The sequence below is a fragment of the Chromobacterium sp. FG89 genome, assembly GCF_057808735.1.
The window spans coordinates 81,535-105,098 of sequence record NZ_JBMDIQ010000013.1; the positions used below are offsets into that span (position 1 = coordinate 81,535).

Annotated in this window: 16 protein-coding genes; 9 read left to right on the forward strand and 7 right to left on the reverse strand. The window is 66.0% G+C overall.

The features are described from left to right. Positions 1-83: 83 nt before the first annotated feature. Genes tldD through ACODRW_RS14380 form a run of 3 tightly spaced genes read right to left on the reverse strand, consistent with a single transcriptional unit; the run spans position 84 to position 6,219 of the window. Positions 84-1,526, reverse strand: a complete 1,443-nt coding sequence (tldD, locus tag ACODRW_RS14370; protein WP_107798766.1) for a metalloprotease TldD — start codon at positions 1,524-1,526, stop codon at positions 84-86. 14 nt (positions 1,527-1,540) lie between these two features. Then, positions 1,541-2,350, reverse strand: a complete 810-nt coding sequence (locus ACODRW_RS14375) for a carbon-nitrogen hydrolase family protein (RefSeq protein WP_488906029.1) — start codon at positions 2,348-2,350, stop codon at positions 1,541-1,543. Next, positions 2,347-6,219 carry a YhdP family protein gene (locus ACODRW_RS14380; protein ID WP_488906030.1) on the reverse strand — a complete coding sequence of 1,291 codons (3,873 nt, stop codon included), beginning with the start codon at positions 6,217-6,219 and terminating at the stop codon, positions 2,347-2,349. Before ACODRW_RS14380 ends, ACODRW_RS14375 begins: the two co-directional genes overlap by 4 nt. A gap of 57 nt (positions 6,220-6,276) precedes the next feature. Here ACODRW_RS14380 and glnE point away from each other — a divergent pair, with 57 nt between their 5' ends. The 6 genes from glnE (at position 6,277) to ACODRW_RS14410 (ending at position 12,729) form a co-directional block, all read left to right on the forward strand. Beyond that, complete coding sequence (gene glnE / locus ACODRW_RS14385) at positions 6,277-8,967, forward strand: bifunctional [glutamate--ammonia ligase]-adenylyl-L-tyrosine phosphorylase/[glutamate--ammonia-ligase] adenylyltransferase (RefSeq protein ID WP_488906031.1); 2,691 nt, start codon at positions 6,277-6,279, stop codon at positions 8,965-8,967. 101 nt (positions 8,968-9,068) lie between these two features. Next, entirely contained in the window at positions 9,069-9,992 is a 924-nt protein-coding gene (locus tag ACODRW_RS14390; RefSeq protein ID WP_107798762.1) for a branched-chain amino acid transaminase, read from the forward strand. A gap of 43 nt (positions 9,993-10,035) precedes the next feature. Then, positions 10,036-10,236: a zinc-finger domain-containing protein gene (locus ACODRW_RS14395; RefSeq protein WP_019104039.1), complete on the forward strand. Its 201-nt coding sequence runs from the start codon at positions 10,036-10,038 to the stop codon at positions 10,234-10,236. A 130-nt stretch (positions 10,237-10,366) separates the two neighbouring features. After that, complete coding sequence (gene waaF / locus ACODRW_RS14400; RefSeq protein WP_107798761.1) at positions 10,367-11,404, forward strand: lipopolysaccharide heptosyltransferase II; 1,038 nt, start codon at positions 10,367-10,369, stop codon at positions 11,402-11,404. Further along, positions 11,404-11,997 carry a TetR/AcrR family transcriptional regulator gene (locus tag ACODRW_RS14405; protein WP_107798760.1) on the forward strand — a complete coding sequence of 198 codons (594 nt, stop codon included), beginning with the start codon at positions 11,404-11,406 and terminating at the stop codon, positions 11,995-11,997. The genes waaF and ACODRW_RS14405 overlap by 1 nt, the downstream gene beginning before the upstream one ends. A gap of 123 nt (positions 11,998-12,120) precedes the next feature. Further along, the gene (locus ACODRW_RS14410; protein ID WP_107798759.1) at positions 12,121-12,729 is read left to right on the forward strand and encodes a hypothetical protein; all 609 of its coding nucleotides are present in this window, start codon (positions 12,121-12,123) and stop codon (positions 12,727-12,729) included. A gap of 106 nt (positions 12,730-12,835) precedes the next feature. Here ACODRW_RS14410 and ACODRW_RS14415 read toward each other — a convergent pair whose 3' ends face one another. The 4 genes from ACODRW_RS14415 to ACODRW_RS14430 are packed head-to-tail and all read right to left on the reverse strand — an operon-like array spanning position 12,836 to position 18,410. Beyond that, positions 12,836-13,396 (reverse strand): cob(I)yrinic acid a,c-diamide adenosyltransferase, encoded by a 561-nt coding sequence (locus tag ACODRW_RS14415; RefSeq protein ID WP_488906032.1) that lies wholly within the window; start codon positions 13,394-13,396, stop codon positions 12,836-12,838. Continuing rightward, positions 13,389-16,433 (reverse strand): hypothetical protein, encoded by a 3,045-nt coding sequence (locus ACODRW_RS14420; RefSeq protein ID WP_488906033.1) that lies wholly within the window; start codon positions 16,431-16,433, stop codon positions 13,389-13,391. The genes ACODRW_RS14415 and ACODRW_RS14420 overlap by 8 nt, the downstream gene beginning before the upstream one ends. Before the next feature lie 2 nt (positions 16,434-16,435). Beyond that, the gene (locus tag ACODRW_RS14425) at positions 16,436-16,858 is read right to left on the reverse strand and encodes a DNA polymerase III subunit chi (RefSeq protein WP_048412222.1); all 423 of its coding nucleotides are present in this window, start codon (positions 16,856-16,858) and stop codon (positions 16,436-16,438) included. Next, a complete protein-coding gene (locus ACODRW_RS14430) occupies positions 16,845-18,410 on the reverse strand; it encodes a leucyl aminopeptidase (protein WP_107798756.1) in 1,566 nt (521 codons plus the stop codon). Before ACODRW_RS14430 ends, ACODRW_RS14425 begins: the two co-directional genes overlap by 14 nt. A 201-nt stretch (positions 18,411-18,611) precedes the next feature. Here ACODRW_RS14430 and lptF point away from each other — a divergent pair, with 201 nt between their 5' ends. From lptF to ACODRW_RS14445, 3 genes are read left to right on the forward strand one after another with little or no spacing between them, the layout of a single operon-like run. Then, on the forward strand, positions 18,612-19,712 hold the full coding sequence (lptF, locus tag ACODRW_RS14435) for an LPS export ABC transporter permease LptF (protein WP_488906034.1): 1,101 nt from the start codon (positions 18,612-18,614) through the stop codon (positions 19,710-19,712). A 7-nt stretch (positions 19,713-19,719) separates the two neighbouring features. Continuing rightward, a complete protein-coding gene (lptG, locus tag ACODRW_RS14440) occupies positions 19,720-20,796 on the forward strand; it encodes an LPS export ABC transporter permease LptG (protein ID WP_227103594.1) in 1,077 nt (358 codons plus the stop codon). A gap of 1 nt (position 20,797) precedes the next feature. Then, complete coding sequence (locus ACODRW_RS14445; protein WP_227103596.1) at positions 20,798-23,371, forward strand: [protein-PII] uridylyltransferase; 2,574 nt, start codon at positions 20,798-20,800, stop codon at positions 23,369-23,371. Positions 23,372-23,564: the final 193 nt, after the last annotated feature.

Here is a 23,564-nt window from a genome sequence, read left to right on the forward strand (position 1 = left end):
CGGAATGTACAAGTGGTACATGAGCATTTTGAGCTTGTTTTCAACGCTGTATCGCCGCAGCGCAGTAGATCGTGAACAGGTTCTTAGCCGCCGGTGCCGCCCACGGTCAGGCCGCCGTCTATGCGCAGCGTGGGCTGGCCCACGCCCACCGGCACGCTCTGGCCTTCCTTGCCGCAGACGCCGACGCCCTGATCCAGCTGCAAATCATTGCCTATCATGCTGACGTAGTTGAGCACGTCCGGCCCGTTGCCTATCAGGGTGGCGCCCTTGACCGGATAGCTGAGCTTGCCGTTTTCGATGCGCCAGGCTTCCGACGCGGAGAATACGAACTTGCCGCTGGTGATGTCTACCTGGCCGCCGCCGAAATTGACCGCGTACAGGCCGTCCTTGACCGAGGCGATGATTTCCTGCGGATCGTGCTGACCGGCCAGCATATAGGTATTGGTCATCCGCGGCATCGGGATGTGGGCGTAGGACTCGCGGCGGCCGTTGCCGGTGGCGCCCACCTGCATCAGGCGCGAATTCATCGCGTCCTGCATATAGCCCTTGAGCACGCCGTCCTCGATCAGCACGGTGCGCTGAGTGGGATTGCCCTCGTCGTCTATCGCCAGCGAGCCGCGACGCTCTTCCATCACCCCGTCGTCCACCACCGTGACGCCCGGCGCCGCCACCCGCTGGCCGATCTTGCCGGAAAAGGCCGAAGTGCCCTTGCGGTTGAAATCGCCTTCCAGGCCATGGCCTATCGCCTCGTGCAAGAGCACGCCGGGCCAGCCCGGCCCCAGCACCACGGTCATCTGGCCCGCCGGCGCCGGCCGCGAATCCAGATTGGTCAGCGCCTGATGCACCGCCTGGCGCGCGTAGCGCTCCAGCACCTCGTCGTCGAAGTAGGCCAGGTCGAAGCGGCCGCCGCCGCCGCTGGATCCCTGCTCGCGGCGGCCGTTCTGCTCGGCGATCACCATCACCGACAGCCGCACCAGCGGCCGCACGTCGGCGGCGCGCACGCCGTCGTGGCGCGCCACGTAGACCACGTCGTATTCGCTGGCCATGCCGGCCATCACCTGGATCACCCGCGGGTCCTGCGCCCGCGCCATCCGCTCCACTTTTTCCAGCAAGGCCACCTTGGCCGCCGCCTCCAGGCTGTGGCAGGGGTCCAGCGCCGGGTACAGCGGCTTGGGCGCGCGCCGGGTCTGCGCGCCGGCGGAACCGTCCCCGCCCGCCTGACCGATGGCGCGCACCGCGTCGGCGGAGCGGCTCAGCGCTTCCAGGCTGATGGCGTCGGAATAGGCGAAGGCGGTCTTGTCGCCGGCCACCGCGCGCACGCCCACGCCTTGGTCAATGCTGAAACTGCCGGACTTGACGATGCCCTCTTCCAGGCTCCAGGCCTCGCTGCGGGTGTATTGAAAATAGAGATCGGCGTAGTCGATGGCGTGGTGGCGCATGCGCGCCAGCGTGGCTTCCAAAGCCGCCTCGTCCAGACCGTAAGGCTTGAGCAGCAGGCTGTCTGCCGCGGAGAAAGCATCTTGCATAGTGTCGGGTTCTTTCACGCGAGTACGCGGTGCGCCAGCGCCGGCAGGCGGGTGCGCACCGACTGGATCAATGTCGGGTCGATTTCGGCGAGGATCACGCCCTCGCCCTTGTCTATTTCGGCCAGCACGCGGCCCCAGGGATCGATGATCATCGAATGCCCGTGGGTCTTGCGGCCGTTGTCGTGTTCTCCGCCCTGCGCCGAGGCCAGCACATAGCTCTGATTCTCTATCGCGCGCGCGCGCAGCAAGGGCTCCCAATGCGCCTCGCCGGTGGTGGCGGTGAAGGCCGCCGGCAAAATCATCAGATCATAGGGCGACAACTGGCGGAACAGTTCAGGGAAACGCAGATCGTAGCAGATGCCGAAGGCCATCTCGGCGAAGCCCAGATCCGCCTTGACCGGCTGTTCGCCCGGACGGATGGTGTTGGATTCGCAATAAGTCTCGCCCAGGCCGGAGAAGCCGAACAAATGGATTTTGTCGTAGCGGGCGCGCACTTCGCCGTCCGGGTCGAACAGCAAGGTGGTGTTCAACACCCGCTGCGGTTCCGGGCTGCGCAAGGGCACGGTGCCGGCCGCCAGCCACACGCCGTTCTCCTGCGCCATCCGCGCCAGCGCGCTCTGGATGGGGCCGTCGCCGTAGGCTTCGCACACGGCCACCTTATCGGTTTCCTGCCGCCCCATCAGGCAAAAATACTCGGGCAAGACCACCAGCCGCGCGCCCTTGCCGGCGGCTTCCGCCACCCAATGCGCGGCGCGCTGCAAATTGGCGTCCACGTCGGAGCCGGACACCATTTGCACCGCCGCCGCCAGGAATTTTTGCTTCATGGTTTCCCCCCTTTGTTCTGCTGTATCGGACCGATCGCCGTGCGCACCACCTTGGGGTCGCGCAAGGAGCCGCTCACTTCGTAATCCACCGACAGGATGCGGCCCACCGGATCGCGCAGCACTTTCTGCGCCGCCAGCGTGGCGATGCCCACCACCGGATTGAGCAGGGCCGCCCCCGCCGCCAGCGCCACGCTTTCCGCCAGCCGCGGCACCACGTGCACTTTCAAGGCCTGGCTTTCCTTGCCCAGGTCCAGTTCTCCGGAAATCGTCACGTCCGCGCCCGGCCCCTTCATCTCCACCTTGGACGAAGTGAACAGACCGTTGCGCGCCTGCGCCTCGCCTTTCAGGCTGTCGAAGGCGAAGCCGTCGCTGAACACGTCGGTGAAGTCCAAACGAATGCGACGCGGCAACGATTGCAGGCTGAGCGCGCCCAGGAGCTTGACCACGCCCGGGTCCACCTTGGCGAAGCGTCCGTCCTTGAAGTCTAGCGCCAATTCGCCGGATACCTTGGCCAAATCCAGATCGCCCAGGCCGCCGGGCCAATTCAAGCGGCCGTTGAGCGTGCCCTGGCCATTGCGGAAAATCTCGCCCTGACCCAGCCGCGTCAGCAGCTTGCCGGCGTCGCCGACGAGCAATTCGAAGCGGGCGTCGACATTGCCGGCGCCGCGCGCGTCCGAACGCACCGTGGCCTTCAGCGTGCCGTCGTTGGTGGTCAGCCGCAAGGGCGCCATCTGCCAGACGCTGCCGTCGCGGCGCGCCTCCAGCTCCAGCCGGCCCACCGAGCGCCCCTGCAACACCAGTTCGCCGACACGCACCTTCATCTCCGGCAGCCGGCGGTTCAGCACCGAGGCTTCGCCGCCGGGCGCGGCCTTGGCCTCCGCCGCGCCCTCCTTCTTCTCCGCCGGCAGGCTCAAGGCCAGACGGCTGAGGTTGGCCTGCAACAGACCGTTGCCTTCCGGCCGATAGCTGGCGTCGCCGCTCATCTCATTGGAGCGCAGCTGTACGGTCCAGGCCTTGGACAACTCGCGGTTGCCCAAGCGGGCGTTGACCTTGTGCAGGCTCAGGCCCGGCAACACCAGTTCCGGCGTTTCCAGTTCCAGCTGCAAGGCCGGCAGGGCCGCAGGCTCTCCGCCGCCGCTGGACTGCGCGGCGCCGTCGGCCAGTTTCAGCCAATCGTCCAGCACCACCTTGGGCTGCGCCACCCGCACCGCCAGGCCGGACGCCGCCGGCTCGCCCGGCGCGCGGCCCACGCCCAGCGCGCCGGCCTGCAAATCGCCGTGTTCGTTCAAACGCAGGCGGCCGGCTATCATGCCGTCCAGACTGAAGTCCAGCCGCTGGGTCTGGACGCCGCGCATCTGCTGCGGCCGCAGCTGCAGTTGCAGCGGCAAGGCCGCGCCGGCGCTCTTGGCCAGCGGCGGCGGCAAATCGAAGGCGGTGCCCTGCAAGTCCGAACTCACCGCCAGGCTTTCCAAGCCCTGCTTGACGACGAACTGCGCGCGGTAGCCGGACTTGCCCGACACCTGCTCCGCCAGCGCCGGCAGATACTGCTTCAGCACTTGACGCGAATCGGCCTGGCCGGCCAGTTCGAAACGCATGCGCTTGTCTGCGCCGGTGTTGGCCTTCAACTGGAACGGACCGCCGAAGCCGACGAACTGCAGGCCCGGGCTGTCCACGCCGCGTTCGGTAAAGGTCAGCCGGCCGCGCGCCTTGCTCAGCGGCGGAATCGGCAGGGATTTGAAGCGCAGCGCGTTGTCGGCGAAGCGGATGTCGCCGCGCACCGTCACGCCCTGTTCGCCGGCCAGCGGTATCCCCAGTTTCAAATCCAGGCTGGCGTCGCCGCCGGCTTCGATCTGGCCGGTGAAACCGTCCAGCCAGCCGTCTACCGGGCTTTGCGTGGTGAAGGCCAGCATGCGCTGCAGACGGTCGGCCGCGCGGCCCTCCACCGTCAGCATGGGCACGTTGGCGCCCAGATTGTCTATCACCGCCTTGACGCCGCTCAGCGGCACGCCCACGGTGACGGCGCGGCGCGCGTTCACCTCCATCCGTTCGTTGCGGAACAGCAATTGGGCGTCGATGTCGTCGATGCGCGGCCAGCCGGACTGATAGCTGAGACGCGCGCGCTCCACCTCGGCCTCCACCAGGAACTCGCCGCCCTTGCCGCCCACGAAGGGGAACTGCTCCAGATCGCCGCGCAGCTTCATCGTCGCCTGGCGCAGCTGCCCGCCCTGCAAGGCCTGGCGCAGCCAGCGCAAAGTGTGCTCGCCCACCTCGTGCGGCAGATACTCCGCCACCCTGGCCGCCGGCACTCCGGCGATGCTGGCGCGCAGATCGGCTACGCCGGCCCCGGCGCCCTGATGCCGATAACTGCCTTGCAGGCTGCCGGACAAATCGGCGTTGGAGAAGGCGGCCTGGCGGAAGTCCAAGACCACCGCCTGCCCTTCCCGCCGCCAGCCCACGTCGGCGGTCAGCTTGTCGAAATTCAACGGCGCGACGAACACCGAGGGATAGCTGACCTGGGACTTGCCGGTGTCCAGCTGCAGGCGGCCGCCTTTTTCGTCGAAGCTGATCGCGCCGCTGACGCCGGACACGCCGGGCAGCTCCCCGAACGGCTGCCAGGCCAGCTTTTCAAAACGGGATTTGAGTTTGAAGGCCTTGGGCGCTTCCAGCGCGCCCTTCCAGCTGACGGTCAGGTCGCGCAGCGCGCCGCTGGGGGAAAAACGCGCGAACAGCGGGTTGCGGTCGGCGCCCAGCGCGTGGATGAAGGGGGTCAGGTGGCTGAGGTCCACATTGTCCAGCGTCAGTTGGCCGAAGCCTTGCTCGCCGTAACGCCACTCGCCGTCGATATTGGAATTGTCGAAAGCCAGGCCGCTGGCGCTGGCCAGGCTCAGCCGGCTGGCCTTGACCTTATAGCTGCCGCTGAGCTGACGCGTCAGCTGCAACTCGCCCTGCAGCCGCGGCAGCACCAGTTCGTGGGAATCCGGCGGCGTGTAGGCGGCGTCGTGGACGTTGACGCTGGCTTTCAAGGCGTCGATGGCGCCGTCGGAGAAGGACATCTCCACCGTGCCGCTGCCCTCGCCGCTGCGCAGCATGCCCAGTTGTTGCAGATAACGCGTCCACGACCCCACCTTGGCGCCGTCCAGCGCCACCTTGAGCGAGCCCGACCACTGCTGCCAGGCGGCAATGTCGTCGCCGCGCCAGGACGCCGTCAGATCGAAGCCCTTGCCCAAGGACGCCGCCGGCTGGCCGGACAGCTTCAGGCCGTGGCCGAACAGGCCGGCGCTCAGCTTGAGCTGGCCCTGGCTCAGGTCCAGCCGCGGCAGGCCCAGCAATTCATCCTGCCAGCTCAGCCGCGCGTCGCTGATCTCCAAGCTGGGCTGGCGCAGCAGCCAATTGCCCAGACCGCTGTCGGCGGAGCCGGAACTCAGATCGAAGCCGTTCAGATAGATCACGCCCTGGCGCGAGCGCAGCAGCTCCACCGTCGGGCCCTTGACCACCACGCTGGCCAGCCGCGGTTCCAGCGCCAGCAAGGAACGCCACGAAGGCTCCAGCGACACCTGGCGCAAGGTCAGCGCCTTGCCGTCCTGCGGATTGGCGATGGTGACGCCGCCCAGCTCGAAACGCGGCCCCACGGTCAGCCATTCGCCGGACAAGGCCGCCACCTGCACCGGCCGCCCCAGCGACTGGCTCAGATAACGCTCCAGCGGCTGGCGAAACTGGTTCAGATTGGGCAGCACCCAGAAAGTGAACGCGCAAAAAGCCGCCAGCAGCAGCGTCAAGGCGGCGGCGGCGGCCATTCCCAACAGCGCACAGGTCCGTTTCAGGACCTTGATCACATGGATATGGGACAGAACGGAGAAGAGCTTTTCCAAATGCGGCAAACCGTTACAATGTGGCCATCAAGAATTGACATGCCGTAGAGGCCTATTATGCCAGCAAACACGGCCGCTGCCATTGCCCGCAGCCGCGAGTTCTCTCACTATCTGCAGCGTCTGCTGACCGCCCGCCCCGAAGAATTGGAGCGGCTGCAAGCCAGGCTAGGCCGGCCTTTCGACGCGGCGGAGATGGAAGCCTTCGCCGACTGGCGGGCGCTGAGCGACGCCGAGGGGCTGGCGCCGGCGCTGCGGCGGCTGCGCCAGGCGGTGGTGGCGCGGCTGATCTGCCGCGATCTCAACGGCCTGGCGGATCTGGACGAGGTGGTGTCCACCGTCAGCGCGCTGGCCGATTTCGCCGTCGAACGGGCGCTGGCCTGCGCCCGCGCCGGCCTCGCCCACTACGGCCAGCCGATAGGCGAGGACAGCGGCGAGGTCCAGCAATTGATCGTCATCGGCATGGGCAAGCTGGGCGGCGGCGAACTCAACGTCAGTTCCGACATCGACCTGATCTTCGTCTACCCGGAAAGCGGCGACACCGACGGCGCCGCCCATGGCGGCCGCGCCATCAGCAACCACGAATACTTCACCCAGGTGGGCAAGAAGCTGATCGCCCTGCTCAACGACGTCACCGCCGACGGCCAGGTGTTCCGCGTCGACATGCGGCTGCGGCCCTACGGCGACTCCGGCCCGCTGGCGATGAGCTTCGCCGCCTTGGAAAACTATCTGCTGAGCCAGGGCCGGGAATGGGAGCGCTACGCCTGGATCAAGGCCAGGCCGCTCAGCGGCGACGCGGCGGCGCTGGCCGACACGGCGCGCCCCTTCGTCTACCGCAAATACCTGGACTACAGCGCCTACGGCGCGATGCGCGAACTGCACGCGCAGATCCGCCGCGAAGTGGCCCGCCGCGACATGGCCGACAACATCAAGCTGGGCCCCGGCGGCATCCGCGAAGTGGAATTCATCGCCCAGGTCTTCCAGCTGATACGCGGCGGCCGCGACCGCAGCCTGCAACTGCGCGGCACCCGCGAAACCTTGCGCCGGCTGGGCGAATTGCGGCTGCTGGAACCCGCCGCCGTCGCCGAGCTGCAGGAAGCCTACGCCTTCCTGCGCAATCTGGAACACCGGCTGCAATATCTGGACGATCAACAGACCCAGACCCTGCCCGCCGCCGCGGACAACCGCGCCCGCATCGCCGCCGCCATGGGCTGCGCCGACTGGGAGCAGTTCATGAACCGGCTCAACCAGCAGCGCCGCAAAGTCACCCGCCACTTCGAACAAGTGTTCATCCTGCCCACCGAGGGCGCCGCCGATCATCCGCTCACCGAACTCTGGAGCGACATCGCCGAAGAATTGCCGGTGGAGAAGCTGCGCCAGCTGGGCTTCGCCGAACCGGAACAAGTGGCTCGCCAGCTGCAAAGCCTGGCCCAGGGGCAGCGCTACCAGCAGATGCCGCTGAACGGCCGCAAGCAGTTCGATCAATTGATGCCGGCGCTGATCGAAGTCGCCTCCCGCTTCGACAACGCCGACGCCACGCTGACCCGCATCATCGCCTTGATGGAAGCGATCAGCCGCCGCGCCTCCTACCTGGCGCTGCTGACCGAATACCCGCAGACCCTGCAACGGCTGGCCTCGCTCTACTCGTCCAGCGCCTGGGTTTCTGGCTATCTGACCCGCCACCCGATACTGCTGGACGAGCTATTGGACGCGCGCGTGCTCTACGCCACGCCGGACTGGCCGCAACTGGCGGAACAACTGGAACAGCAGCTGAGCCAGGCCGACGGCGACGTGGAGGCCAAGATGGACGCGCTGCGCCACTTCCAGCACGCGCAATCCTTCCGCCTGGTGGCGCAGGACCTGGCCGGCATGTGGACGGTGGAGGCGCTGTCCGATCAACTGTCGCTGCTGGCCGACATCGTGCTGGCGGCCACGCTGCGCCACGCCTGGCTGGACATCCCCAGCCGCCACTGCGACACGCCGCGTTTCGCCATCATCGGCTACGGCAAGCTGGGCGGCAAAGAGCTGGGCTACGCCTCGGACCTGGACCTGATCTTCCTCTACGACGACGAGCACCCGGACGCCGCCGAACTCTATTCGCGGCTGGCGCGCAAGATGTCCACCTGGCTGACCAGCGCCACCGCCGCCGGCGTGCTCTACGACATCGACCTGCGGCTGCGCCCCAACGGCGCCAGCGGCCTGCTGGTCAGCTCGGTCAACGCCTTCCGCCAATACCAGGAGCAACAGGCCTGGGTCTGGGAACACCAGGCGCTGACCCGCGCCCGCTACGTGGCCGGCGACGCCGAAGTCGGCGTCCAGTTCGAACAGGAACGCCACGCCATCCTGACCCGTCGGCGCGAGCCGGCCGTGTTGCGAGACGAGGTGCTGGCGATGCGCCAGCGCATGCTGGACAGCCACCCCGCCCGCGACGAAGACCCCAAAAACGCGCGCGGCGGCATCATAGACATCGAATTCCTGGTCCAATACCTGATCCTGGCCCACGCCCACGCGCTGCCGGCGCTGACCGCCAACGCCGGCAATATCGCGCTGCTGGCCACCGCCGCCGAGGCCGGGCTGATCCCCGCCTCCGACGCCGAAGCCGCGCGCAACGCCTACCGCCACTACCGCCGGCTGCAACACGCCGCCCGGCTCAACGAAAAGCAGACCGTGACGCCGGACGCCGCCTTGCTGGAGGACTACGGCCTCTGCCGATCCTTGTGGCGGCAAGTATTCGAGCAAGCGCTCAAATAAACGGTTCACAGCGTCATGGGGGCGAGATAAACTCATTGGATACGGTCGGACAAGATCCGGCCCCATCCCAAAGCGAAAACACAATATTGGAGAACACCAAGATGTCGATGGCTGATCGTGACGGAAAAATCTGGTATGACGGCGAAATGGTGGACTGGCGCGACGCCACCACCCACGTGCTGACCCACACCCTGCACTACGGCATGGGCGTGTTCGAAGGCGTGCGCGCTTACGAAACCCCCAAGGGTCCGGCCATCTTCCGTCTGGAAGACCATACCGCGCGGCTGTTCCGCTCCGCCAAGATCCTGGGCATGGCGCTGCCGTTCACGCCGGAACAGATCAGCCAGGCCCATCTGGACGTGGTCAAGGCCAACGGCCTGAAATCCTGCTATTTCCGCCCGATGGCCTTCTACGGCTCCGGCAAGCTGGGCGTGGCGCCGCTGAAGAACGACGTGCGCGTGATCGTGGCCGCCTGGCCCTGGGGCGCCTATCTGGGCGACGAAGGCCTGGAAAAAGGCATACGCGTGAAGACCTCCTCCTTCACCCGCCACCACGTCAACATCACCATGTGCAAGGCCAAGGCCAACGGCAACTACATGAACTCCATCCTGGCCAACAACGAAGCCACCGCCGACGGCTACGACGAGGCGCTGCTGCTGGACGTGGACGGTTTCGTGGCGGAAGGTTCCGGCGAAAACATTTTCATCATCCGCAAGGGCAAGCTGTACACTCCGGACCTGACCAGCGCGCTGGAAGGCATCACCCGCGACACCGTGGTGCAGATCTCCAAGGAAATGGGCCTGGAACTGATAGAAAAGCGCATCACCCGCGACGAGGTCTACAGCGCGGACGAAGCCTTCTTCACCGGCACCGCCGCCGAAGTGACCCCGATCCGCGAACTCGACAGACGCGCGATCGGCGACGGCAATCGTGGTACCATCACCGCCGAAATCCAGAAGCGCTACTTCGACATCGTCAAAGGACTGGATGCCGAACACCAGCACTGGCTGACCTACGTCAACTAAGCAAGACGAGCCGCCCGCGCGGCGGCTCCGCAAGGAATACAGAATGGCTGAACAGAAAGAAAACACTCAACGCGTGATCGAAGTCACCCAGCACGACCTGCCGCTGCATTGCCCGATGCCGGACATGGTGTCCTGGAACTCCCACCCGCGCGTGTTCCTGCCCGTGCACAAGACCGGCGAAGCGCTGTGCCCCTATTGCGGCACCCGCTACAAGCTGAACGGCCCGGCAGGCGGCCACCACTGAGACCGGCTCCGCGCCGGCAACGCAGCTAAGGTGTGGCGCGAGCCGCACCTTTTTTGCTTGCCGGCCCGCCTCGTCTGCAAACCCAAGCCGGGCCGCGCCCCGGTTTCGGTTTGCAATCGGAACATCTGCAATGAAGAAGAAAATCCTCGTCATCGGCCCTTCCTGGGTCGGCGACAGCGTCATGGCGCAACCGCTGTACCAAAGACTGCACCAACGCCACCCCGATCTGGAGCTGCACGTGTTCGCGCCGGCCTGGACCCTGCCCTTGCTGGCGCGGATGCCGGAAGTGGCCAAGGCTCATCTCAACCCCTTCGGCCACGGCGCGCTGCGCCTGGGCGAGCGCTGGAAAGTGGCGCGCCAGCTGGCCGCCGAACGCTTCGATCAAGCCATCGTGCTGCCCAACTCGCTGAAATCCGCCTTGATTCCGCTGTTCGCCGGCATCCCGCTGCGCACCGGCTTTCTCGGCGAATCGCGCTACTGGATTCTCAACGACGCGCGCGAACTGGACGAGCAGGCGCTGCCCATGATGGTGGAACGCTTTTGCGCGCTGGCGGAAGACAAGGGCGAGCCGCTGCCGCGGCCGCTCAGCCATCCGCGGCTGGCCCTCACCGACGCCAGCCAGCGGGCGGCGCTGGACAAGCTGCAACTGGACGCCGGTCGGCCCGCGGTCGCCTTCTGCCCCGGCGCCGAGTACGGCCCGGCCAAGCGCTGGCCGGCCCGGCACTTCGCCGAACTGGCCCGCCGCTTCGACGCCGCCGGCTACGCGGTGTGGCTGTTCGGCTCCGGCAAGGACCGCGAAGTGGGCGACGACATCAGCCGCCTGTCCGGCGGCCTGGCCGTCAACCTCTGCGGCGCCACCGGCCTGGAAGAAGCGATAGACCTGATAGGCCTGACCCGGCTCGCCGTCTGCAACGATTCCGGCCTGATGCACGTGGCCGCGGCGCTGGACAAGCCGCTGGTGGCGCTGTACGGCTCCTCCAGCCCCGACTTCACGCCGCCCTTGTCGACGCGGGCCGCCATCGTCTCCCTCAACCTGGATTGCAGCCCCTGTTTCGAACGGACCTGTCCGTACGGCCATACCGATTGCCTGGAAAAAATGGAGCCGGAACGGGTCTGGCAAGCCGCGCTTCCGCTGCTGCCCGCCCACTCCCAAGAAAAAACACAATAATGAGCACAGACAACACCGCACCCGTCGAAGAAAACAGCCGCCGCATGGAGCTGATCCGCGCCGCGGCGATACTGTTCCGCGACCAGGGCTACGAGCGCACCACGGTGCGCGACCTGGGCAACGCGGTCGGCATGCAGTCCGGCAGCCTGTTCTACCACTTCCGCACCAAGGAGGAGATCCTGGTCGCGGTGATGGCGCTGGGCATCACCAGCACCACCGAACAGCTGAAGCGCGCGCTGGACGCGGCCGGATCGCCGCGGGCCAAGCTGGCCGCGCTGTTCCGCGTCCACCTCAATTCGCTGCTGGGAGACAATCAGGCGGCGCTGGAAGTGATGCTCTACGAATGGCGCAGCGTGTCCGCCGCCGCCCGGCCCGGCCTGATCGTGTTGCGCGACCGCTACGAAGCGCTGTGGCAGCAAGCGCTGGACGAAGCCGCCGCCGCCGGCCTGGTCAAGCCCGACACCGCGCTGCTGCGCCGCACCCTGCTGGGCAGCCTGCACTGGTCGGTACAGTGGTACCGCTCCCAAGGGCCGCTGAGCGTGGATCAATTGGCCGAACGCATGCTGGAATTGGTATTACTGCCACAAATCTGACCTTTAGGCCTGAAAAAATTCGGCAATCCGGTAAAAAAGATTCTAGAATCAGCGATATAGGGCAACTGGGCTCTATACCGTCCTGCGCGACGGCAACGGCACCCACGGTTTGGAGAGAGCGATATGGCAAGCACCGGCAGCATAGGCAGCCTCAACTCTCTGCAGCAATTGCAATCGCTGCAGAACACGCGGCCTGAGCAAAAGACGCTGGAAGAACCGCGGTCCGCCACTCCTGCGGTTTCCCAGCAAAACGTCAGCCAGGCCGCGGTCCGGCAGAACCCCGACACCGCGCGGGTCGAACAGCAGCTGCAACGCCAGCTGAACACCGCGCAGACCAATGCCGCGCAAACCCGCAACGGCGAGCAGCAAAGGGTCAGCCAGGAACAGGCGCAAACCGCCGCCCTGGCCAGCTCCGCCGCGCCGGCCGCCGCGGCCAACGACACCCCGCGGGCTCAGCAGCGCGCGGCGGAAGCGGCCAGCGCCAATCGCGCCGCCAGCGCCCCGCCGGCGACGCCGCCGCGCCCGAACACGGTGCCGGCGGCCAATGAGCAGCAAGCCGCCAACAATCAGGCGGAACAGCAGACCAATCAGACCAACAACAACGCGAACAACGCGGTGGCCCGTTCCCAACAGCAGAACGCCAGCGGCCAGCTGGCGGTCACCCAGTACCAGACCACCCAGTCCCTGCTGCAGAACAGCACCTACCGTCCGCGGGTTTCGGAAGTGGCCTGAGGCCTCCTCACTGAAAAAAAACGGCAATCCATGCGGATTGCCGTTTTTCTTGCCGGATCGCCGCTCGGACCATCCCGCCGACGCGCAGCAGACATCGAACAGCCTCTCAGGCCTCTCCGGTTTTGCGCCCCGGTCGCCACAGCACGTCCGGCTCGCCGGCCTGACGGTTCAGATAGCGCGACAGCACGAACAGCAGATCGGACAGACGGTTCAGATAACGGCGCGCGGCGTCGGACACCGTCTCCCGCTGCGCCAGCGCCACCACCGCGCGCTCGGCGCGGCGGCATGCCGAACGCGCCTGGTGCGCCAGCGCCGCCGCCCGGCAGCCGCCGGGCAGGATGAACTCCTTCAGCGGCGGCAAATCCTCGTTGAGGAAGGCGACCACAGCCTCCAGCGCCTGCACATGCTCGGCGCCCAAGGCGCTGTAGCCGGGCACCGCCAGCTCCGAGCCCAGATCGAACAAATCGTGCTGCGCCTCAGACAGCCAGGTCCTGACCTCGTCCGGCAAGGTCTCCGCCAGCAACACGCCCAGCACCGAGTTCAGCTCGTCCACCTCGCCCAGCGCGCAAATGCGCAAGCTGTCCTTGCCCACCCTGCTGCCGTCGCCCAGGCCGGTGCTGCCATCGTCGCCGGTGCGGGTGACGATATGCGATAACCTATCACTCATCGCGTTTCCCATCCTTTTCAATCTTGCCCAAAGAATTGATGGTCTGGCGCAAGCTCTCCTTCAAGGCCTCGCCGAACAACATCTCGTAATCCTCCTTGAGCTGATGCATCACGCCGGACAACATCTGCTTGGCCTGCAACTCCAAAGCGTCCTGCAACCACAAGGACAGCTCCACCTTCATCCGCGGCAGCATTTTCTCGTACATGGACTGCAACAAGGCCTGCTCGTCTATCACCGCCACCGTGCCCGGCGGCGCATTCACCGCCTGAGGCGCCATCATCGCGGCGGCCGCGGCGGCCGAAGCCACCTCGGACACTTTCAAGACTTCCACGCCGCGCGCCGGCGGCGCGTCGGAAACGGCTTCCCGCTCGGGTTCTCCCGACGACGCCGCGCCGGCAGCCAGCGCCAGGCCCGCGGCGGCCAGCGCCCCGGCTCCCGCCGCCAACTCCGCGGCCCCCGTCCCATCCGTCTCGGTCTCGGGTTCGGACTCCAGCACCGTCAGTTCGGGAATCTCGCCCTCGGCCAGGGCCAAGGACTCGGGCTCGGCGTCCGCCAAGGGCATTGTCGGCTCAGCCGCTTGCGGCTCCAGCATTTGATCCAATACAGGTTCGGCTACCGCTTCGACTTCCGCCTGCTCGGCAAACTCAGCGTCCAGTTGCGGGGCTTCCGGCTCGGCGGCTTGCAGCTCCAACGCCTCGTCCAGCACAGGCTCGGCTACCGCTTCGGCTTCCGCCGACTCGGCAAACGCAGCGTCCAGATGCGGGGCTTCCGGTTCGGCAGCTTGCGGCTCCAGCGCCTCGTCCAGCACAGGCTCGGCTACCGTTTCGGCTTCCACCGGCTCGGCAAACTCAGCGTCCAGATGCGGGACGTCCAACTCGGCGGCTTGCGGCTCCAGCGCCTCGTCCAACACAGGCGCGGCTACCGCTTCGGCTTCCGCCGGCTCGGCAAACCCAGCATCCAGATGCGGGACTTCCGGCTCAGCGGCTTGCGACTCCAGCACCTCGTCCAGCACAGGCTCTGCTACCGCTTCGGCTTCCGCCTGCTCAGCAAACTCAGCGTCCAGCTGCGGGACTTCCAACTCGGCGGCTTGCGGCTCCAGCACATCTTCCAGTACAGGTTCTGCCGCCGCTTCGGCTTCCGCCGGCTCGGCAAACCCAGCGTCCAGCTGCGAAACGTCCAACTCGGCGGCTTGCGGTTCCAGCGCCTCGTCCAGCACCGGCTCGGCTACCGCTTCAACTTCCGCCGGCTCGGCAAACGCAGCGTCCAGCTGCGGAACTTCCGGTTCGGCAGCTTGCGGCTCCAGCACTTCGCCCAACTCAGGCTCGGCTACCGCTTCGGCTTCCGCCGGCTCGGCAAACGCCGCGTCCAGATGCGGGGCTTCCGTCTCAGCGGCTTGCGGCTCCAGCGCCTCGTCCAGCACAGGCGCGGCTACCGCTTCGGCTTCCGCCGGCTCGGCAAACGCAGCGTCCAGCTGCGGGACTTCCGACTCGGCGGCTTGCGGCTCCAACGCCTCGTCCAGCACAGGCTCTGCTACCGCTTCGGCTTCCGCCGGCTCGGCAAACCCAGCGTCCAGCTGCGGGGCTTCCAGTTCGGCAGCTTGCGACTCCAGCGCCTCATCCAGCACAGGCTCGGCTACCGCTTCGGCTTCCGCCGGCTCGGCAAATTCAGCGTCCAGATGCGGGACTTCCAACTCGGCGGCTTGCGGCTCCAACGCCTCGTCCAGCACAGGCTCGGCTACCGCTTCGGCCTCCACCGGCTCGGCAAACCCAGCGCCCAGATGCGGGGCTTCCAGCTCGGCCACTTGCGGTTCCAGCGCCTCGTCCAACACCGGCTCTGCCGCCGCTTCGGCAAACGCGGCGTCCATCATTGGCGCTTCCGTCTCAGCCGGAGGCTCATGCGCCTCCGCCTCAACGGCCTCCGGCATCGCCAAGACAGGCTCCGTCTGCAAGCCCGCCAGCGCCTGGTCGATCTCGGCCAGCAAGGGCTCCTCTCCCGGCGCGGCAAGCGCCGCGGCGACGGCGGACTCCGGCGAAATCATCGCATCGGGAAGCGCCACCGCCGGTTCAAACACCGCTTCGGGCGCTACGGCCGGCGCGACGTCAAACGCCGGCACAGGCAGCACATCCATCTCGGGCGGCGCTTCGACGGCGCTCTCGCCCTGGAGCAGCGCAAATTGTTCCAGATCGTCCGCCGGCGCGCCGGCGGACGGGGCCTCGGCGGGTTCCGGCCAGACGGGGGCGGCTTCCTCCGCCGGGCTCTCCGGCCAATTCGGCAGCAAGCTGTCCACCTGGGTTTCCGGCCCGACTCCGCCGCCCAGCACGCCGGTGGGCAGGCTATCCAAGGAAATGGAAGTGAAAGGCGTCGGCGCAGGCGGCTCGATCAGCGTCTCGGCCACGCCGACATCCGGCGCGGGCGGTACGGCGGTCGGCGCCTCCGCGTCCGAAATCTCGATGCCAACAGGCTCCGGTTCGGCGGCCGCAGGCGCGGCGGCCATTGCCGGCTCAGCCTCGGCGACTAGCGGCACGGCATCGAGCGCCGGGGCAGGCGCCGCGGCCGGCGGCTCTTCCGCGATGGACGCGGACTCGTCGGCCAAAGCCTCCGCCGGCTCCTCGCCGGCCGGCTGCAGCGAAAATTCGAAATCGCCGGCTTCCGCCGCCGGCAGCGCCGCCTCCGGCAAGGCCGCGGCGGGGTTCCAGCCGGGCAGCACTTGCTCGATGCCCAGTTCGGAGGCCGGCATGTCGTCCAGATCCAGCGACGGCAGCGAAGCCAGGTCCAGCAAAGGCTCTTCGCCGGGAACGGGAGCGGCGATCAGCTCCTCCAGGCTCAGTTCGGGAATTTCCAGTTCGGCGGGCAGGTCCTGCGGCGGCTCGCCCAACTGGTCGGCCAGCGCGTCCAGTTCGCTGGAGAAATCAAAATCGGGGATGTCGATGACTTCGTCGCCCAAGGTAGGCACTTGCGACTCATCCACCACCTCGGTCAACACCGGCAGGTTGAGGCCGGACCAGTCAGGCTCTTTGGGCTTTGACGGCTCGCTCATGGTCACTTATTGCTCATGTCGTGATGTTCGATTGCATAACCGCGCTCGCGATACGCCTTGAACCGCAGGCGCGCCGTCTCCAGCGACGCTTCGTCGCGTCCGACTATCTCCAGAATACGATCAAAGCGCTCCATCCGCTCCGGCAAATTCGAACCCAGGTTCAACAATACCGGGTGCTCCAGCGCGTCCGGCAGGCGGGCGGTCAGCCAGATCGGCGTGTCCGCCGCCTCGTCGGCGCCCAGCCTGCAGTGCGGCACGAAGCGGGTATCGCCGAAGCTCCACAGCTGCCGGCTGAAGGTGTCGAGCTGCTGCTCGCTGTCGAACCAGATCAGCAGCCGCTCCCCCTTGCGCATCACCGTGGCCGCCAGCAGGCAGGCGAAGCCCTGCGGGTCGGCCACTTTGGTGTAAAAATCAATCCTGCTCATCGTCCACCGTTTCAGGGGTTTCGCGGCGCGGACGGCCACGGCGCACCACATTGCCCAGCGCGATGTCGGCGCGGTCTTGCAGGAACTGCACCAGCAAAGGCACCGGACGCGCGGTGGCGCCCTTGTCCTTGCCGCCCTTCCAGGCGGTGCCGGCGATGTCCAGATGCGCCCAGTCGTATGCTTTGGCGTAGCGCGACAGGAAGCAGGCCGCGGTGATGCTGCCGCCCGGACGGCCGCCGATGTTCGCCATATCGGCGAACGGGCTCTTCAACATGTCCTGATACTCGTCCCACAACGGCATATGCCAAGCGCGGTCGGCCACTTCCTCGCCGGCGGCCAGCAGTTCGCGCGCCAGGCTGTCCTGATTGCTGTACAGCGCGGTGGCGATATGGCCCAGCGCGATCACGCAGGCGCCGGTCAGCGTGGCCACGTCGATCACGGTTGCCGGGTCGAAGCGCTCGGCGTAGGTCAGCGCGTCGCACAGGATCAGCCGGCCCTCGGCGTCGGTGTTCAGAATCTCGATGGTCTGGCCGGACATCGAGGTGACGATGTCGCCCGGCTTCAGCGCGTTGCCGTTGGGCATGTTCTCGCAAGTGGGCACGATGGCGACCAGGTTCAGCGGCAGGTTCATTTCCACCGCGGCGCGGAAAGCGCCCAGCACGGTGGCCGCGCCGCACATATCGTACTTCATCTCGTCCATGCCCTCGCCCGGTTTCAGCGAGATGCCGCCGGAATCGAAGGTAATGCCCTTGCCCACCATCACGATGGGCTTGTCGCCCTTGTCCTTGGCGCCGTGATGGCGCAGCACGATCAAGCGAGCCTCTTCCACGCTGCCCTTGGCCACGGACAGGAAGGAGCCCATGCCCAGTTCCGCGATGTCCTTGGGGCCCAGGATTTCAGCGTCGGCGCCGAAGGCCGCGGCCATCTGGCGCGCTTCTTCGCCCAGATAGCTGGGGGTGCAGACATTGCCCGGCAGATTGCCCAGGTCCTTGGCCAGCTTCATGCCGCTGCCGATGGCCAGGCCGCGTTGCAGGCCTTTTTCGCCGTCGGCGAGATCGCTGCGGCGCGGCACCGCCAGCGTCAGTTTGCGCGGCTCGCGCACCGATTCGTCCACCTTGCTCTTGAAGCGGTCGAAACGGTACAAGGCGTCCAGCGTCACCACCGCCGCCTGTTCTATCATCCACTCGACGTCGTGTTTCTTGACTGTCAGTTCGCTCAGGTAGCTGACCGCCTCCACCGCCGAAGTCTGGGTCAAGGCCTTGACCGAGGCGCGCACCGCCTCGCGGTATTCCTTGGCGCGGAACTCCCGCTCCTTGCCCAAGCCCACCAGCATCACCCGGTCGCACAGAGTGTGCGGCACCGAATGCAACACCAGCGTGCTGCCCAGTTTGCCCTCCATATCGCCGTGGCGCAGCACGTCGCTGATGAAGCCGTTGGAGATGCGATCCAGCAGGTCCGCGGCGAAGGTCAGCTTGCGGGATTCGTACACGCCGACGATAACGCAAGCTACCCGTTGCTTTTCCGGACTGCCGCTTTTTATGTTAAATTCCATTGAGAACTCCCGTGTAGAGCGAGTGTCTGTAGCTCCACCTCTTAACCGGCCGTCGATGCGCGGGTAGAATCCTGACGGCCCGGCCTTCCGGTGAAGACGGATTTTGTTGTTGATTCCGAAATCGTCCGTTTTTGACGTTTCTGGATGGTCCCCGGAATTATCACAATGCTTTTCATGAAAAGTCAAAAAGGCACTGAATAAATGGTTTTTCAAAAAAGCCTGACTCGCGAGCTGACTTTGAGCGCTTTAGGCGTTTTCATCGTGCTCCTGGCGATTATCGTTTCCACTCAGGCAGTCAATCTGCTGGGCCGCGCGGCCGAAGGACAGATGGCCAACGAGGCCGTTGCCGCGGTGCTTGGCTTCACTACGCTGGGCTTTTTCCCGGTATTGATGATTTTGACGGTTTTCGCCACCATTTTAGTGGTGTTGACCCGTATTTGGCGCGATCACGAGATGGTGGTCTGGCTCAGTTCCGGCCTGTCTCTGAGCAATTGGGTCTGGCCGGTGATGCGCTTCACCCTGCCGCTGACGGTGCTGATCGCCGGCGTCACCCTGTTCATCGGCCCCTGGGCCGACCAGCGCAGCCAGGACTATGCAGAACAGATCAAACGCCGCGAGGAGGTTTCCGCGATCTCTCCCGGCGTGTTCAAGGAATCGGCCTCGTCCAACAAGGTGTATTTCATCGAGAACTACTCCGGCGAGCACGGCGCGGCCACCAATATTTTCATGCAGGAAATCACCGACGGCAAAGTGGCGACGATTTTCGCCAAATCCGGTTTTATTACCACTAAGCCGGACGGCGAGCGCGTGGTGGTGCTGGAACACGGCCAACGCTACGTCGGCGAACCCGGCAGCGCCAACTACGAGGTGGCGGAATTCCAGCGCTACACCGCCGGCATCGGCGAAAGCCAGCAGATGCCGGGCCCGTCCGGCAATCGCCAGGCCATTCCCACCGCCCAGCTGCTGAGCCAGGACTCCGCCGACTACCGCGCCGAGCTGGCCTGGCGGCTGTCCATGCCGATCAGCTGCGTGATCCTGGCGCTGCTGGCGATTCCGATGTCCTATTTCAACCCGCGCAGCGGCCAGACCTACAATCTCTTGCTGTCGCTGCTGGTTTTCTTCGTTTATCAGAACGGACTGACCGTGGCCCGCAACTGGGTGGCCCAGGGCAAGGCCGGCGTCTGGCTGGTGCTTCTGGTGCATCTGGCCATGCTGGCGCTGGCGCTGGCGCTCTTGAGCTACCGCAACCGCCCGGCCCGTCCCATCGGCCAGGCCTTGTCCCTGCTGTTCCGGAAATCCTGATCCCGTCATGAAACTGATTCATCGCTACATCGTCGCCACCCTGAGCCAGGCGACCTTGTTCACCCTGCTGGCCCTGCTGGGCCTGTACGGCTTCTTCGACCTGCTGGCCGAGGTGCCCAATCTGGGCAAGGGCACTTACACCCTGGGCAAGATGCTGGGCTATGTCGCGCTGCTGATGCCCGGCCACGCCTATGAACTGATGCCGCTGGCGGTCTTGATCGGCGGCATGGTGGCGATGACCCAGCTGGCCACCAACAGCGAATACACGGTGATACGCACCAGCGGCGTGACCCTGCCGCAGATCGCCGCCACGCTGTTGAAATTCGGCCTCGGCTTCGCCCTGCTCACCGTGCTGCTGGGCGAGGTGGTGGCGCCGCGCACCGGCCAGCAGGCGCAGAGCCTGAAGCTGTCCGCCACCCACTCCATGGTGGCGCAGGAGTTCCGTTCCGGCATCTGGGTCAAGGACAATCAGAACTTCATCAACGTCCATGAAATGCTGCCGGACACCTCGCTGCTGGGCGTGCGCATCTACACCTACGACGATAATTTCCGCCTGGTGCGCACCCGTTACGCCGAACGCGGCTCCTTCTCCAAAGACGAGCAGCAATGGCGGCTGATCAATGTGCGCGAAACCACGCTGACCGCGGACCAGGCCGTCAGCCGTCATTACCCCGAGCTGTCCTGGAAATCCATCGTCGAGCCGGAAATCCTGTCCGTGCTGCTGGTGGTGCCGGAACAGATGTCGGCCAGCGCGCTGCTGACCTATCTTGAGCATTTGCGCAGCAATAAACAGCAAACCCAGCGCTACGAGATCGCCTTGTGGAGCAAGCTGTTCTATCCGCTGGCCTGCATCTCGATGGCGCTGGTGGCCCTGGCCTTCACTCCGCAGCAGCGCCGCCACGGCCAGTTGGGCATCCGTCTGTTCGGCGGCATCTGCCTGGGCATCGCCTTTCACTTCGTGAATCGCCTGTTCGGCCATCTGGGCCTGTTGTACGACTGGAACCCCATCCTGTCCGCCACCCTGCCCACCTTGCTGTTCCTGGTGGCCGGCGTCGCCATCATCGCCAGACAGGAAAGGCGCTGACATGAGTTCGCCGGCCGCGGAATCCCTCGCCCGCATGCGCCAGGAACTGGCCGGCAAACGTCAGGCGCTGGCCGAGCAATACCGGCAGCAGCGCAATCCCCAGGAATATCTGAAACGGCACAGCCAGACCGTGGACGCCGCGCTGCAGGCGCTGTGGGCGCAGTCCGGCCTGGACGGCGCCGCCAGCCTGATCGCGGTGGGCGGCTACGGCCGCGGCCAGCTCTTCCCCTATTCCGACATCGACCTGCTGGTGCTGCTGGACCAGCCGCCGTCGCCGGAGCTGGGCGAACGCGTAGGCGCCTTCATCAGCCTGCTGTGGGACGTGGGCCTGGAAATCGGCCACAGCGTGCGCACCGTCGAGGAATGCCTGACCGAGGCCCGCGGCGACATCACCATTGAGACCAATCTGCTGGAAAACCGGCTGATCGCCGGCGACGCCGCGCCCTGGCGGCGCATGAGCGCGCTGCTGGACCGCCAACGCGACCCACTGGCCTTTTTCGAGGGCAAGACCCAAGAACAGCAGCAACGCCACACCCGCCACTTCGGCGTCGGCAACAATCTGGAACCCAATATCAAGGAAAGCCCGGGCGGACTGCGCGATCTGCACACCATTCTGTGGATCAGCAAGGCCATAGGCCTGGGCGACAACTGGGACGCGCTGGTGCGCCGCGGCATCCTGACCCTGGCCGAAGCGCGTCTGATCAAGCACAGCGAACGCCAATTGCTGGGCCTGCGCATCGAACTGCACTTGCTGGCGCGCCGGCGCGAGGACAGGCTGATCTTCGATCTGCAACAACAGCTGGGCCAGGCGCTGGGCCTGCAGGACACGCCGGCCAAACGCGCCAGCGAACAGGCGATGCAGCTGTATTACCGCGCCGCCAAGACCGTCAACCAGCTCAACGGCATCCTGCTGCCCAATCTGCGCGGCCGGATTTATTCGCAAGTGCCGCGCGTCACTCAGAACCTGAACGAACGCTTCTACTCGGTCAACGGCATGCTGGGCATCCGCCAGCCGGACGTGTTCGAAAAATACCCGTCCGCCATCCTGGAAGCTTTTCTGATGCTGCAGCGCAACCCGGAACTGAGCGGCTTCGCGCCGCGCATGTTGCGCGCGCTGTGGCACGCGCGCAGCCACATCAACGAGCGCTTCCGCAACAACCCGCGCAACCGCGAGCTGTTCCTGCAACTGTTCCGCGAGCCCAACGGGCTGACGCGCTGCCTGCGGCGGATGAATCTATACGGGGTGCTGGGCCGCTACCTGCCCAATTTCGGCCACATCGTCGGCCAGATGCAGCACGATCTGTTCCACGTCTACACCGTGGACGAACACATTCTGATGGTGGTGCGCAATCTGCGCCGCTTCGCCAGCAGCGCCTTCACCCACGAATACCCGCTGATGTCCCGGCTGATCAACGACTTCGAACGCCCGGAAACCCTGTATCTGGCCGGCTTGTTCCACGACATCGCCAAAGGCCGCGGCGGCGATCATTCGGCGCTGGGCACGGTGGACGCGGCGGACTTTTGCCGCCAGCATGGCTTGCCGGCCGAGGACGGCGAGCTGGTGGCCTGGCTGGTGGGCCAACATCTGACCATGTCCAGCGTGGCGCAGAAGCAGGATATCTACGACCCGGAAACCGTGCGCCGCTTCGCCGAGCTGGTCGGCACGCCGCGCCGGCTGACCGCACTCTACCTGCTCACCGTGGCCGATATCCGCGGCACCAGCCCCAAAGTCTGGAACGCGTGGAAAGCCAAGCTGCTGGAAGACCTTTACCACGCGGCGATGCGCCAACTGGTGCGCGGCGGCCAGCTGGACGTCGCCTCGGAGCTGGAGGAACGCAAACACCAGGCCCAGGCGCTGCTGCGCTTGCACGCGGTGCCCGGCGGCGTGGAGGCCGCGCTGTGGCAGGAGCTGGACACTGTTTACTTCCTGCGCCACGAGGCCAAGGAGATCGCCTGGCACGCGCGCCTGCTCAACCGCTTCGTCCACGCCGAGCAGCCCCTGGTCCGCGCCCGGCTGTCCGACGACCACGAGGGCATCCAGGTGCTGATCTACACCCGGGACCGGCCGGAACTGTTCGCCCGCGCCTGCGCCTTCTTCGGCCGCACCCACTACAGCATCGCCGACGCCAAGGTCTACACCACCCGCCACGGCTACGCGCTGGACACCTTCCACGTCTTCGTGCCCGAGCATCATGACGGCGATTACCGCGACATGATCAATTTCATCGAGTTCGAACTGGCCGAATGCCTGCGCCAGGAGGGCGAACTGAGCTTGCCCGCCTCCGGCCGCATCAGCCGCCACCTCAAACACTTCCCGATCACGCCGCAAATCCTGATCCGCCCGGACGACAAGGCCAGCTTCTACGTGCTGTCCATCGTCGCCGGCGACCGCCCCGGCCTGCTGGCCCGCATCGCCAAGGTGCTGTCCGACTACCGGATGAATGTGCAATCCGCCAAGATCATGACCTTGGGCAGCCGCGCCGAGGACTCCTTCCTGATCTCCGGCCCCGGTCTTAGCGACGACAAAACCGTGCTGGCGCTGGAAAACGCCTTGCTGGCCGCGCTGCGGTTGTAAGCGCCCGTTTAACGCCAGGCGGGCAGGCGCCAGACAAAGCGTTTGCGACCATGGCGGCGACTCTTCGAAATACTCATGCCGCTCATGAGCAAAGCGCTTCCCCGCTGACCCCTATCTTGCGCGCCAGGTCTTGAATAGACCCAAAACGCAAGCCGCAAACCATCAGGCATACTCATTAGATCAATCAGAAAAA

What these genes read in the sequence shown, in the direction of transcription:
- ACODRW_RS14430 (WP_107798756.1), bottom strand. Translation starts at nt 18,410, where the DNA reads ATGGAATTTAACATAAAAAGCGGCAGTCCGGAAAAGCAACGGGTAGCT.
- ACODRW_RS14410 (WP_107798759.1), top strand. Translation starts at nt 12,121, where the DNA reads ATGGCAAGCACCGGCAGCATAGGCAGCCTCAACTCTCTGCAGCAATTG.
- ACODRW_RS14425 (WP_048412222.1), bottom strand. Translation starts at nt 16,858, where the DNA reads ATGAGCAGGATTGATTTTTACACCAAAGTGGCCGACCCGCAGGGCTTC.
- waaF (WP_107798761.1), top strand. Translation starts at nt 10,367, where the DNA reads ATGAAGAAGAAAATCCTCGTCATCGGCCCTTCCTGGGTCGGCGACAGC.
- ACODRW_RS14390 (WP_107798762.1), top strand. Translation starts at nt 9,069, where the DNA reads ATGTCGATGGCTGATCGTGACGGAAAAATCTGGTATGACGGCGAAATG.
- ACODRW_RS14445 (WP_227103596.1), top strand. Translation starts at nt 20,798, where the DNA reads ATGAGTTCGCCGGCCGCGGAATCCCTCGCCCGCATGCGCCAGGAACTG.
- tldD (WP_107798766.1), bottom strand. Translation starts at nt 1,526, where the DNA reads ATGCAAGATGCTTTCTCCGCGGCAGACAGCCTGCTGCTCAAGCCTTAC.
- ACODRW_RS14420 (WP_488906033.1), bottom strand. Translation starts at nt 16,433, where the DNA reads ATGAGCGAGCCGTCAAAGCCCAAAGAGCCTGACTGGTCCGGCCTCAAC.
- lptF (WP_488906034.1), top strand. Translation starts at nt 18,612, where the DNA reads ATGGTTTTTCAAAAAAGCCTGACTCGCGAGCTGACTTTGAGCGCTTTA.
- ACODRW_RS14395 (WP_019104039.1), top strand. Translation starts at nt 10,036, where the DNA reads ATGGCTGAACAGAAAGAAAACACTCAACGCGTGATCGAAGTCACCCAG.
- ACODRW_RS14415 (WP_488906032.1), bottom strand. Translation starts at nt 13,396, where the DNA reads ATGAGTGATAGGTTATCGCATATCGTCACCCGCACCGGCGACGATGGC.
- glnE (WP_488906031.1), top strand. Translation starts at nt 6,277, where the DNA reads ATGCCAGCAAACACGGCCGCTGCCATTGCCCGCAGCCGCGAGTTCTCT.
- ACODRW_RS14405 (WP_107798760.1), top strand. Translation starts at nt 11,404, where the DNA reads ATGAGCACAGACAACACCGCACCCGTCGAAGAAAACAGCCGCCGCATG.
- ACODRW_RS14375 (WP_488906029.1), bottom strand. Translation starts at nt 2,350, where the DNA reads ATGAAGCAAAAATTCCTGGCGGCGGCGGTGCAAATGGTGTCCGGCTCC.
- lptG (WP_227103594.1), top strand. Translation starts at nt 19,720, where the DNA reads ATGAAACTGATTCATCGCTACATCGTCGCCACCCTGAGCCAGGCGACC.